This window comes from Bradyrhizobium sp. R2.2-H, assembly GCF_004346455.1.
Lineage (GTDB): Bacteria > Pseudomonadota > Alphaproteobacteria > Rhizobiales > Xanthobacteraceae > Bradyrhizobium > Bradyrhizobium diversitatis.
Genome location: NZ_SMBR01000015.1, coordinates 39705 through 52333, shown reverse-complemented (window position 1 = coordinate 52333; position 12629 = coordinate 39705). Strand labels below are relative to the sequence as shown.

The window sequence follows — 12629 nt, the reverse complement described above, 5'->3', positions numbered from 1 at the left end:
AGGGCGCGTGCGCAACAATCTGATTTTCTCCGCCCCGGTACGGGAGCGGACAACTTGAGCAGCGATCCGAAGCTCGAACGGATTGCCAAGGGCAACGCGCTGGCACTTTGCGCTACCGGGACCTGGACCGCGAGCTTCGCGCCGGTCCTGGAGCGGATGGTGGCTGACGCCGAGAAGCTCGCAGGCACCCCGCAAAGCATCTTCATCGACGTCTCCGAGGTCGCCAAGCTCGACACTTTCGGCGCCTGGCTGATCGAGCGGCTGCGCCGCAGCCTGACCCAGGGCGCTGTCGAGGCGCAGATCGCGGGCCTCTCCGCCGATTATTCCAGCCTCGTGGACGAGGTGCGGCGGGTGCGGGCGACCCAAGTGGTCGACAGCAGCACGATCACCATCTCCGGCATGCTGGAGCAGATCGGCCGGACCGTGGCCGGTGTGGCCGGGACCGTGACAGGCCTCGTCGACATGCTCGGCGCGGTGCTCGCGGCGGGGATTCGCGTCTTGATCCACCCGCGCTCGTTCCGCCTGACGTCGACCGTGCACCACATGGAGCAGGTCTGCTGGCGCGCGGTGCCGATCATCGTGCTGATCACGTTCCTGATCGGCTGCATCATCGCGCAACAAGGCATCTTCCATTTCCGCCGCTTCGGCGCCGACATCTTCGTGGTCGACATGCTGGGCGTCCTGGTGCTGCGCGAGATCGGCGTGCTGCTGGTCGCGATCATGGTCGCGGGCCGCTCCGGCAGCGCCTACACCGCCGAGCTCGGCTCGATGAAGATGCGCGAGGAGATCGACGCGTTGCGCACCATGGGCTTCGATCCGATCGAGGTCCTGGTGCTGCCGCGCATGCTGGCGCTGGTGCTGGCGCTGCCGATCCTCGCTTTCCTCGGCGCGATGGCCGCGCTCTATGGCGGCGGTCTGGTTGCCTGGCTCTATGGCGGCGTCGAGCCGGAGGCCTTCCTGCTGCGCCTGCGCGACGCCATCTCGATCGATCATTTCATCGTCGGCATGGTGAAGGCGCCCGTCATGGCCGCCGTGATCGGCATCGTCGCCTGCGTCGAAGGACTCGCCGTGCAGGGCAGCGCGGAATCGCTCGGTCAGCACACCACGGCATCGGTGGTGAAGGGCATCTTCTTCGTTATCGTCATGGACGGCGTGTTCGCCATCTTCTTCGCCTCGATCGGGATGTGACGATGGCAACGGAAGCTCAAAGCGAGATTCAGGATCCCATCATCCGCGTCCGCGACATCACCGTGCAGTTCGGCACGACGCGCGTGCTCGACGGGCTCAATCTCGACGTCAAGCGCGGCGAGATTTTGGGATTTGTCGGCCCATCGGGTGCGGGCAAATCCGTGTTGACGCGCACGATCATCGGTCTGGTGCCGAAAATTGCCGGCTCGATCGAGGTGTTCGGCGTCGACCTCGATTCCTCCAGCACGTCGCAGCGGCGTAACGTCGAGCGGCGCTGGGGCGTGCTGTTCCAGCAGGGCGCGCTGTTCTCCTCGCTCACCGTCGGGCAGAACATCCAGTTTCCGATGCGCGAATATTTGCGCGTCTCGCAGCGGCTGATGGACGAGATCACCATGGCCAAGCTCACCATGGTCGGGCTCAAGCCCGAAGTCGCCGAGCGTTTCCCGTCCGAGCTCTCCGGCGGCATGATCAAGCGCGTGGCGCTCGCGCGCGCGCTGTCGCTCGATCCGGACCTCGTCTTCCTGGACGAGCCGACCTCGGGCCTCGATCCGATCGGCGCTGGCGACTTCGACGAGCTGGTCCGGACCCTCCAGCGCACTTTGGGGCTGACCGTTTTCATGGTAACCCACGATCTCGACAGCCTTTACACAGCATGCGACCGCATCGCCGTTTTAGGGAACGGTAAGATCATTGCGGCAGGGTCGATCGCCGACATGCAGGCCTCGCAGCATCCCTGGCTGAGGCAGTATTTTCATGGCAAGCGCGCCCGCGCGGTCATGGGATGAGTAGCTGGGTTGAATAGCTGGGTTGAGTAGCCGGAGCACCTGATGGAAACGCGGGCGAATTACGTATTGATCGGCTCGTTCACGCTGGCGGTGATCGCCGCGGCGATCGGCTTCGTGCTGTGGTTCCAGTCGCTGCACACCACCAAGCAGCGCAGCCCTCTTCGCGTCGTGTTCGAGGGGCCTGCGGCGGGCCTGCGCAACGGCGGCAGCGTCAACTTCAACGGTATCAGGGTGGGCGAGGTGGTCTCGGTGAAGCTGGACAACCCGCGGCGGGTTGTCGCACTCGCCATGATCGAGAACAACGCCCCGATCCGCAAGGACACCCTCGTCGGCCTCGAATTCCAGGGCCTCACGGGCGTCGCCGCCATCTCGCTCAAGGGCGGCGACGAGGCCGCGGCCCCACCGCCGCTCGACCAGGACGGTATCCCCACGCTCACCGCCGATCCCAACAAGCTCCAGGACGTCACCGAGGCAATCCGCGGCACGCTGCAGAACATCAACAAGATCGTCGCCGACAATCAGGAATCGGTGAAGAACTCGCTCAAGAACCTCGAGACCTTCACCAACTCGCTGGCGCGCAATTCCGAGAAAATCGACGCCGTGATGGCCAAGGTCGACGGCGTCATGCTCAAGGCCGACAGTCTCATGCTCGGCCTCAACACGCTGGCAGGCGGCAAGGACGGCGGCGAGTTGTTCCAGGCGGTGAAGTCGATCCGCGAGCTCGCCGACGATTTCGACAAGCGCTCCGGCGCGTTGATGGCCGACGGCCGCCGCACCCTCGGCGACATCAGCCGCGCCGTGAACAATTTCGACCGCAACCCGACCCGCGTGCTGTTCGGCGCCAGCAACTCATCGCAGCCCGCCCCGCCACCCGAGCCGCCGAAGCCGGTGCCGAGGCGGTAAGAGACGAGTGAGATCGGACGAGAGGAGAGGCGCACGCTCTCTCCACCGTCATTGCGAGCGAAGCGAAGCAATCCAGGTTGTCTCCGCAGAGGCAGACTGGATTGCTTCGTCGCAAGAGCTCCTCGCAATGACGGTTTGGAGAGAGTGTGCTCGCGCTCCGCGTGAGAGTGTCCCAAACCAAAAACGGAGGCCTCACGGCCTCCGTTTTCATTCGCTATTCGCGATTCGCGAGCTTCCGCTCACCCCAGCCGGCCTGCCGCGTGCGCGAGCAGCGTGTACACCAGCCCCGTCTCCGAGGTCAGGTGGCCGCGCAGCTCCTGCGGGCCGCGGCCGTCGCGGGCGACTTCGTCGAGCAGGCGCTCGAACTCGGCGACGTAGCGGTCGACCGTGCCCTTGAAGTTGCGGTCGGCGCGGTACTTGCGGGCGACCTCGTCGAACGCCTTCTGGCCGGCGGGCGTGTAGAGGCGCTTGGTGAAGGCCTTGTTCTCGCCGCGCTGGTAGCGGTCCCACATCTCGGCGGCGAGGTTGCGATCCATCAGCCGGCCGATGTCGAGCGACAGCGATTCCAGCGGATTGGCGCTAGCCTGCGGCGCCGGCGGCTGCAGAGCGGGAGCAGGGCGGCCGCGCGGCGCCTCACGTCCGGTCGGAGCGCCCTGGTTGGCGTCCGTGCGGCTCAGCAGGTCCGACAGCCAGCCGTCGCGGCCCTGGTCGTTGCTGGAAGGTGCAACCGGCGGCGCTTCGGTGCGGCGCGAGGGAGCCGGCATGCCGAGGTCCGGCGGCGGCAGCGTCGAGGCGCTGCCGGTGTCGCGCATGCGCGTCTCGGTCGCTCGGCCGCCGACGGCCGCCATCATCGGCTCTTCCTGACGCTGGACGGCGACAGAAGCGCGGCCAGCCGTGGTGACGTCGAGGCCGCGGCCATGCTGGGCCACGATGCGGTTGAGCTCGGCGAGGGCCTCGATCTGGTCGACGATCACCTTGCGCATCTGCGCGGTGCTCTCGGCAGCCTCCTGTGGCATCTCGAGCACGCCGCGGCGCAGCTCGTTGCGGGTGGCTTCGAGCTCGTTGTGCATCTCGAAGGCCATCTGCTTCATGCTGGAGACGAGGTTGGTGAACTTCTCGGTCGACTGCTTGAACATCGCATCCGCCTCGTCCGTGGTCTGGCGGTAGATGTCGTGCATCGCCTCGATCGTCTGCCGGTGCTCCTCCTCGGACGCCGCGCGCACCGCCTCGAACTGGCGGGTGATCGCGGCCGAGCCTGCGCCGGCGGTCTCGGCGACGACGCGGGCGATGTCGCGGGCGCGCTCTTCGGCGGCCGCAAGGGATTCATCGAGCAGTCCGGTGAAGCGCGACAGCCGCTGGTCGAGATCGGCGGTGCGCAGGTCGATGGTGGTGACGAGCGATTCCAGCGCCTGCTTGCGTTCGGCGAGCGAGGCGGTGGTGTTCTTGTTGCTCTGCTCGACCACCTGCGCGGCCTCGACCAGTGCCTGGCCGTGCTTGTCGAACTGGATCGACAGCTCGCCGAGATCCTGGAGCGCCTTCGTGGTCTTGCTGTTGAAGACGTTGAGCTGCTCTTCCAGGTTCTGCGTCGCATCGCCGTTGCGCGAGGTGACGTCGTTCATCGCCGAGACGAAGTCGGCGACGCGCGTCACCAGCGCCCGCTCGAGCGAGTTGAGGTTGTCGTGCGCACCGGTCAGCACCTCCTGGAGCAGGATGTTGCCTTCGCGCAGACGCTCGAACAGGGCCACCGTGTCGGTGCGCAGGATCTTGCTGGTCTCCTGCATCTCGGTGACGGCCGCGATCGAGACCTGGCGTGACTGGTCGATCGCGGAACGCGAGGCCTGCTCGAGCTCCTTGAGCGACTTGCTGACCGCGCCGGTGGCGATCTCGCTCGCCACGTTGATGGTGCGGGCGACTTCCGAGCCGTTGCCCATCATGGTCTGCGAGAAGGCCTGGCCGCGCGTCTCGATCGACTTCAGCGCATCGGAGGTGACGCGGTCGATGTCGAGCGTGAGCTGGCTGGTCTTGGAGCCGATCGCGTCGACCAGCGCGCCGCGCTTGGCGTCGATCATGTTCGATAGGCGGTCGGCCTGCTGCTGCACATAGGTGACGATCTCGTCGGTCTTGCCGGTCATGGCCTGGCCGAAACTGCTGCTGGCGGCGAGCACGGAGCGCTCGATGTCGGCGGAGCTCGACTTGACCCGCGAGCTCGCCTCGTTGGAGGCCGAGATCAGCGCGTTCTGGGCGTTGAGCGCGCTGGTCTGGATGTCGTTGGTCGCGTTGGCGGCCGCCGCGCTCAGCGTGCGCTCGATCTCGGTCGAGATCGTGCGGATCTGGCTCGCGGCGTCGGCCGAGGTCGAGGTCAGCGAGATCTGCGCCTCACGCGCGCTGCTGAGGATGGTCGAGGCGGTGTCGGCGCCGACCGCGGTCAGCGTGCGCTCGATGTCCGTCGTCAGCGACTTGATCTGGCTGGCCGCGTCGGTGGACGCGGAGATCAGCGAGCCCTGGGCCTCGCGAACGCCGCTGGTGAGCGCCTCGATGGTGGCGCCGCCGGCGGTCGCCAGCGCGCGCTGCATCTCGGCCGCGAGCGAACGGACCTGGCTGGTCTGTTCTGCGGAGACGGCAAGAAGAGTGCTCTGGGCGTCGCGGGCGCTGGTGGTGATCGTCTCGGCGGTCGACTGGCCGACCTGCGAGAGCGAGCGATGCATTTCGGCCGCGAGCGACTTGACCTGGCTTGCCGCATCCGAGGACGCCGTGACCAGCGTGCTCTGGGCCTCGCGGGCGCCGCTCATGATGGTCTCGGCGGTCGAGGTGCCCGCCATCGTCAGCGAGCGCTGCACGTCCGAGGACAGCGCCTTGATCTGGTTGGCGGTCTCGGTCGAAGCCGCGATCAGCGTGCTCTGCGCATCGCGGGCGCCGGCGGTGATCGATTCCGCCGTGGCGGTGCCGGCCATGGTGAGCGAGCGCTGCACGTCGGCGGTGAGCGTCTTGACCTGGCTCGCCGCATCCGAGGAAGCGGTGACGAGGGTGGTCTGCACCTCGCGGGCACCGGCCAGGATCGAGGCTGCGGTGGCAGCGCCTGCTGCCGACAGCGTGCGTTCGACGTCGGTCGCGAGGCCCTTGATCTGGTTGGAGGCATCGCCCGATGCCGCGACCAGCGTCGACTGCGCTTCGCGGGCGCTGGTCAGGATCGAGTTCGCCGCACCGGTGCCGACCGCGGTCAGCGCCTGCTCGACCTCGGCCGACGTCATCCTGAGCTGGGCGTTGACGTCGGAGGAGACCGTCAGCAGCGACTGCTGAGCGGTGCGCGCGCCGGTCTGGATCGTCTCGCTGGTGTTGACGACGAGGTTGGTGAGCGAGCGCTCGGCGTCCTCGACATGCGAGCGGATCGCGGTCGAGATCATCTCGGCGCGGGACATCATGTCCTCGCTGGCCTGGCGTCCGCTGCTCTCGATGCGGCCGGCGACGGCCTCGACACGTGAGCCGAGCAGGTCCTCGAACTGCGCCACGCGCACGTCGATGTCGCTGGCGACCGAGCCGACCTTGGTCTCGATGGCCTGATGGATCTCCTGGAAGCGCGCCGTGACCGTGTCGGTCAGATGCGTGCTGCGTCCGTCGATGATCTCGGTGACGCCGGTGATGCGGCGGTCGACCGCCTCGATCGCCTGCGCGGTGCCGTCCGTGAGCGTCGAGCTCAGCAGCGTCAGGCGCGTGTCGATCGACTGCACCGCCTGCGAGGCGCCGTTGGTCACGGCGGTGGTCAGGTAGGTGAGGCGGGAATCGATGGATTCGAGCGCCTGCGTCGCGCCGCCGGTGAGCGTCGTCGTGAGATGCGTCAGCCGCGTGTCGATCGACTGGATGGTCTGGGATGCGCCGTCGGTCAGCGAGGTCGTGAGGTAGGTGAGGCGGCTGTCGATCGACTGGATCGCCTGTGCGGCACCGTCGGTCAGCGACGTCGCCAGCGTGTTGATGCGTCCGTCGATGGTTTCGGTCATGGACTTCGCGCGGCTGTCGAACGACTGTTCGAGCGCTGCGACCCGGCCCACGAGCTGGTCGTCGAAGGTCCTGATGTGGCCTTCGATCGTGCCGTCGAGGCTGGCGATCTTGCCGTTCAGCGAGGCGTCGAGATTGCTGACGCGTTCGCCGACCGTGGTCTCGAATTGCACGAGGCGCTGGTCGAGCACTGCCGTGATCTCGCCGCCGTTCGCCGTGAAGCGGGTATCGAAATTGTCGACATAGGTCTTCAGCGTCTCGGCGATGTCCTGCGTGCGCTGGCCCATGCGCTCGACGATCTCGCCGCCGAAGGTCTTCACGGTGCGGTCGAACTCGGAGATGTGGCGCGTGATCAGCGCGCCCAGCGTGCCGGAGTCGCGGGCGAACTTCTCGACCAGCTCGGTGCCCTGGTTCCTCACCAGCTCGTCGAAGGCGCTCATCTGCAGCGACAGCGAATCGTGCGCGGTCTCGGTCTGGCTGACGACCTTGGCGACCAGCGTGTTGACGGTGGCGTCGAGCGCCTCGCTCGCCTTGTCGCCGCTCGTCATGATCTGGCCGGCGAGGCGGTTGCCGGCGTCGTCGATCTTGGCGGAGATGTCGTTGGAGCGCAGCTCAAGCTCGAGCAGCAGCGAGTCCGACGAGTTCTTCAGGGAATCGTGCACCTGCTCGGTGCGCTCGGAGATGCCGTCGACGATCGCGGCGGAACGCTGCTCGAATTCGCCGGTGATGCGGTCGATGCGCTCGTTCAGCATCTCGTGGACGCGGTCGGCGAGGTCGACGAACTCGTCGTGGACGTGGCCGGTCTTGAAGTTGAGGCTGGTGGTCAGCCGCTCGCTGGCGTCGAGCACCGCGCGTGTGGTCTCGTTGCTGGCTTCCTCGAGGCGGTCGAGCAGGTCGCCGCCGCGCTCGCCGAGCGCCAGGATCATGTTGTCGCCGGCATTGCTCAAGGCACTGGTGATGTGGGCACCGCGCTCTTCGAGCGCGCCGGTGATGGACTTCGCAACCTCGTCGACGCGGGAGGCGATCGCGTCCGAGATCAGCGCGATGTCGTGGCGCAGGTCGATCTGCACGCCGGAGATGGCGCTGCGGACCTGCTCGGCCTGGCCGACCAGATTGTCGCGCTGATGCGCGATGTCCTGGAGCAGGGCGCGGATGCGCACCTCGTTGTCGCTGTAGGCGCGCTCCAGCGCGGCGACCTCGTTGGCGACCAGCGTCTCGAGCTCGCCGGCGCGCGCAATCGCGCGCTCGATGCCGTCGCCCATCGCCGCGACCTCGCGGCGGATGGCCTGTCCGACCGTGACCATGGAATCGGAGGCCGAGCCTTCGGGCTCGGAGAAGCGGATCGCGACCTGCGCCATCGCCTGCGCGATCATGCGCATTTCCTGGCCGCGCCAGACGAGGCTGGCGAGGAAGTAGAACAGCATGATCGGCGCGAAGACCATCGCGATCAGGCCGGCGATGACGAGGACGCCGCCGCTCTGGCCCATGGCGGCCTGGATCGAGGGCAGGAAGCCGACGGTCAGCGCGGCGCAGGCGGCGAGCCAGACGCCGGCGAAGATGGTGGCGAAGGTGTAGACGCTGCGGGCAGGGCGGCCCTTCTGAAGCGCCTGGAGCAACTGGCCTATGGTCTCGCGGTCGTCATTCGCGGCGCGGCGCGATGAGAGCGGCTCCTCGACCGTATCGAACACGGTCGACCGCTCATTGGCGGCCGGTCGCGGCTCGAAGCTCGGCTCATCGAAGATCGGGGGCGCGGGCGGCACCGGGGGCGCCGCTTCGTTGCGCGCGGTGGCGTTGCGGCTGGTATCGGCAGCCGTGTCACTGATGTTCAGGGCTTCCTGGATCGCAGAAAGCGCAACTTCTGTGGGGTCTTTGACCTTTTTCGGAGTGTTCGCCATGTTCAGTCCGAGCCCTCGTTACTTGTACGCGTCCCCCGCGAGCCCTGCGCTCGGCGCAAGCCCACAGACCGGATCATGCCGCTTGCGCGGATCTCCGAGCCGTCCCCACCCGGACGGCTTGTCCGCCAATTTCCGCAACATCCTATTGGCAGAGCGTCGCGAATGAAATGCCTGCGATTAAGACAATCTTAATCATCGTTAACAGGATCGCGCCCTAACGCCTTAGCAATAAATGCAATTCTCCACCGAACTCGGCAGATTGCGGCAACTTTCCGTCAACAAGCGGGCGGATTTGCGTCAAACGGCTCGAGCATTTCGTTAACCATTTTCGTGCTTGGCTGAGGGGAACCTGACCGCCGGACCGGCGGCCGCCGCGCGATGCCGGGGCCCTGCGCCATGACGCCTGAACTGCAACGGATGGACTGGATGCCTTCGCCCCCGCTTGCACCGATCGACAGCCCGCTCGACCTCGATCACCTCTCCCGGATGACGCTCGGCGACATTGAGCTGGAGCGAGAAGTGCTGGCGATGTTCACCGAGCAGGCGGGGCGCCTGCTCGCGGCGATGGCTGCGAGTCCGGCCGATGCCGGCGCGCTCGCGCACAAGCTCAAAGGTTCGGCGCGCGGGATAGGCGCCTTTGCGGTGGCCGATGCCGCAGCCAGCCTCGAGTGTGCGATCCGGACCGGCCATGGCCGGTCCCATGCCTTCGCCGCTCTGAAAGAGGCGGTGACCGAGGCCCGCGCCGCCATCGAGGCGATCCTGAAGCCGTAAGCCGATACGGTCGGAGACGGGCCCCTAGTCTTTTGTTTTGATGCGTTTTCTTCCCGCAAAGCGGGATTCATTCTTCGCATCAAAACGCTATGGCGCCGGGCTAACCGACCCGTTATAGGACAGCCCGGACCTCCTTCATTCCCAGCACCGCGGCAGTACGAGCACACATGGCCAAGATTCACTTTGTCGACCACAAGGGCGAAACCCGCACGGTAGAAATCGAGAACGGCGCAACCGTGATGGAAGCCGCGATCCGCAACAGCATTCCCGGTATCGAGGCCGAATGCGGCGGCGCCTGCGCCTGCGCGACCTGCCATGTCTATGTCGACGAAGCCTGGCGCGAGAAGGTCGGCAGCCCGACGCCGATGGAAGAGGACATGCTCGACTTCGGCTTCGACGTGCGCCCGAATTCGCGCCTGTCTTGCCAGATCAAGGTTTCCGATGAGCTCGACGGTCTCGTGGTGGCGACGCCGGAACGTCAGGCCTGATCGTCCCTCGCCATATCAACTGCGCGGCGGCGCGACCTCGATGCCGCGCTTGTGCCAGGGTCTGAGCTTCTCGATCACCTCTGCGGTCAGTGGCGCGGGTCGCCGCGTGGCCTCGTCGAGCAGGACGCCGACCGACGTCGCTGACGCAATGCACGTACCGTTCGAGAACACGACCTGTTCGAAGGTCACGGACGTCCGTCCAAGCTTCACCACCCCAAGGCCAAGCTCGATCGTATTCGGCCAGTGCAGCTCGGCGCGAAAATGCATGTCGAGCCGCACCATGATCCAGGCGAGGCCCGGCGGGGTCAGCCCGTATTCGGGAAGCTTCATCAGCGTGACACGGCCGGTTTCGAAATAGGTGGCGTAGACCGCATTGTTGACGTGCTGGTTCGGGTCAAGGTCGCCGAAGCGGACGTTGTCGCTGAGGCGAAAGGGAAAGTCCTCAAGGCGCGGCGTCATGTCGAGGCGGGCTGGTGCGTTCACCGATTGATCTCCGTCATATCCAACCTCGTTACAACCCAGTTATTTTGGCCCGGCAAGTGGGCGCGGCTGCGGGGCGCTCCCGCTTTTATGCCTTCCCTGTTCCATCCCCGTTGGCTAGACAGGCAGGGTCACCTCTGCCCGACGGGCGCCGTCCAACCGATAACGACCAAAAAAGAGACGACATGAGCGACGTGATCAAAACCGATGTGCTGATTATTGGCGCCGGCCCTTGCGGTCTGTTCGCCGCCTTCGAGCTCGGCCTTCTCGACATGAAGACGCATTTTGTCGACATCCTCGACAAGGTCGGCGGCCAGTGTGCCGAGCTCTATCCGGAAAAGCCGATCTACGACATTCCCGGCATTCCGCATGTCTCCGGGCAGGGACTCACCGACGCGCTGATGGAGCAGATCAAGCCGTTTCACCCGACCTTCCATCTCGGCGAGATGGTCGAGACCGTGGAGAAGATCGGCGATCCCGCCTTCCGCTGCACCACCGATGCTGGCAAGGTCTTCGAATGCAAGGTGGTGGTGATCGCGGCCGGCGGAGGCTCGTTCCAGCCCAAGCGTCCGCCGGTGCCGGGTATCGATGCCTATGAAGGCACTTCAGTCCATTACGCCGTGCGCAAGATGGAGACGTTCCGCGACAAGAACGTGCTGATCGTCGGCGGGGGCGATTCAGCGCTCGACTGGACGCTCAACCTGCATCCCTTGGCCAGGCGCATCACGCTGTTGCACCGACGCGACGAATTTCGCGCCGCACCCCACAGCGTCGAGCAGATGCGCGCGCTGGTTGCCGGCGGCAAGATGGATCTGCGGCTCGGCCAGGTCACCGCGCTCTCCGGCGCCGACGGCCAGCTCACCGGCGCGACCATCAAGGGCAATGACAACAGCGTGAGCGAAATCGCCTGCGATACCATGCTGCCGTTCTTCGGGCTGACCATGAAGCTCGGCCCGGTCGCGAACTGGGGCATTGCGCTGGAGAACAATCTGGTGCCGGTCGAGACCTCCGCGTTCGAGACCAACGTCCCCGGGATCTTTGCCATCGGCGACATCAACACCTATCCCGGCAAGCTCAAGTTGATCCTGTGCGGCTTCCATGAGGGCGCGCTGATGTCGCAAAAAGCCCATCGCTATGTCTATCCGGAGAAGCGGCTCGTGTTCCAGTACACGACTTCGTCCTCCAGCCTGCAAAAGAAGCTCGGTGTCAACTGAGGGAACGCAGTGGGGAGGCGGTGCCCCATGTTTCTGGTGCTGGAACCGTTCGCGAAATCGCCGTAGTCTGCGGCCATTCCGGTTGTGGAATAGCAAGGTGATCTCATGCGGATTTTTTCCAGCTTTCGGCTGCTCTCCTTCCTCGCGCTCGCATTGCCGCTCGCGACGGTGAGCCCGTGTGCGGCGCAGACCACCGAGCCCACGGCGGCGGGCCTCTGGCAGAAGGTGGAAGACGGCAGGACGGTCGGATGGTTCCTCTTCATCGACCACAACGGCGTCTTCGAAGGCGTGATCGCCAAGACCTTTCCGCGGCCGACCGACGACCCGAACGAGGTCTGCAGCAAATGCACCGACGATCGCAAGAACGCCCGGGTGCTCGGCATCTCCTTCGTCCGCAACATGAAGCGTGAAGGATTGAAGTACGAAGGCGGCAACGTGCTCAATCCGCGCGACGGCCAGATCTGGAAGGCCAACATGCGGATCAGTCCCGACGGCCAGACCCTGACGCTGCGCGGCTATCTCGGCATCGCGCTGCTCGGCAAGGACGAGACCTGGACACGCCTGCCGGATGCCAACATCGCGCAGGTCGATCCTGCCATCGTGGCAAAATATCTCCCCGCGCAGGCCGCCGTTGCAAAGCCGACGGCGCCAGCGGCGAAGAAGGGCGGTGCGATGATGGCGCCGCCGAAGCAGTAAAGGCGTACTGCGCACACCGTGCCGCCTCGACTGCCGTAGCGTCGGCGCATGGTCGTTCCCCGCTTGCTCCCGCCTTCGGCGAGCCCGATGACAGGCTCCAGCGGGGAAGCCAGTACGGTATCGCTCCCCCTCATCCCTGAACGGCCCGTGCGGCCACGTTCGCCGAATGGCGACCTTGTGCCGGCTCCGCTCCAGTAGTTCCCCGGAATGCACGCTGGC

9 protein-coding genes are annotated in these 12629 nt (G+C 66.0%); 7 read left to right on the top strand and 2 right to left on the bottom strand.

What is annotated here, in order from left to right:
- Nucleotides 1–54 precede the first annotated feature (54 nt).
- The 3 genes from EDE08_RS31140 to EDE08_RS31130 are packed head-to-tail and all read left to right on the top strand — an operon-like array spanning nt 55 to nt 2876.
- Nucleotides 55–1188 (top strand): MlaE family ABC transporter permease, encoded by a 1134-nt coding sequence (locus EDE08_RS31140; RefSeq protein WP_131872884.1) that lies wholly within the window; start codon nt 55–57, stop codon nt 1186–1188.
- Nucleotides 1189–1190: 2 nt separating this feature from the next.
- Nucleotides 1191–1973 (top strand): ABC transporter ATP-binding protein, encoded by a 783-nt coding sequence (locus EDE08_RS31135; protein ID WP_165936280.1) that lies wholly within the window; start codon nt 1191–1193, stop codon nt 1971–1973.
- Nucleotides 1974–2015: 42 nt separating this feature from the next.
- On the top strand, nt 2016–2876 hold the full coding sequence (locus tag EDE08_RS31130) for an MlaD family protein (RefSeq protein WP_131872878.1): 861 nt from the start codon (nt 2016–2018) through the stop codon (nt 2874–2876).
- A 239-nt stretch (nt 2877–3115) separates the two neighbouring features.
- Here EDE08_RS31130 and EDE08_RS31125 read toward each other — a convergent pair whose 3' ends face one another.
- Complete coding sequence (locus tag EDE08_RS31125) at nt 3116–8761, bottom strand: apolipoprotein A-IV repeat region-like domain-containing protein (protein WP_131872876.1); 5646 nt, start codon at nt 8759–8761, stop codon at nt 3116–3118.
- A gap of 396 nt (nt 8762–9157) precedes the next feature.
- On the opposite strand from EDE08_RS31125, the gene EDE08_RS31120 reads away from it, so the two are divergent.
- Entirely contained in the window at nt 9158–9532 is a 375-nt protein-coding gene (locus EDE08_RS31120; RefSeq protein WP_131872874.1) for an Hpt domain-containing protein, read from the top strand.
- A gap of 167 nt (nt 9533–9699) precedes the next feature.
- Entirely contained in the window at nt 9700–10020 is a 321-nt protein-coding gene (locus EDE08_RS31115; RefSeq protein WP_008143731.1) for a 2Fe-2S iron-sulfur cluster-binding protein, read from the top strand.
- A gap of 15 nt (nt 10021–10035) precedes the next feature.
- On the opposite strand, the gene EDE08_RS31110 is transcribed toward EDE08_RS31115, so the two are convergent.
- Nucleotides 10036–10503 carry an acyl-CoA thioesterase gene (locus EDE08_RS31110; protein ID WP_131872872.1) on the bottom strand — a complete coding sequence of 156 codons (468 nt, stop codon included), beginning with the start codon at nt 10501–10503 and terminating at the stop codon, nt 10036–10038.
- A gap of 182 nt (nt 10504–10685) precedes the next feature.
- On the opposite strand from EDE08_RS31110, the gene EDE08_RS31105 reads away from it, so the two are divergent.
- Together EDE08_RS31105 and EDE08_RS31100 are read left to right on the top strand one after the other, a co-directional pair.
- The gene (locus tag EDE08_RS31105; protein WP_131872870.1) at nt 10686–11714 is read left to right on the top strand and encodes an NAD(P)/FAD-dependent oxidoreductase; all 1029 of its coding nucleotides are present in this window, start codon (nt 10686–10688) and stop codon (nt 11712–11714) included.
- 105 nt (nt 11715–11819) lie between these two features.
- Nucleotides 11820–12410 (top strand): DUF2147 domain-containing protein, encoded by a 591-nt coding sequence (locus EDE08_RS31100; protein ID WP_131872868.1) that lies wholly within the window; start codon nt 11820–11822, stop codon nt 12408–12410.
- Nucleotides 12411–12629: the final 219 nt, after the last annotated feature.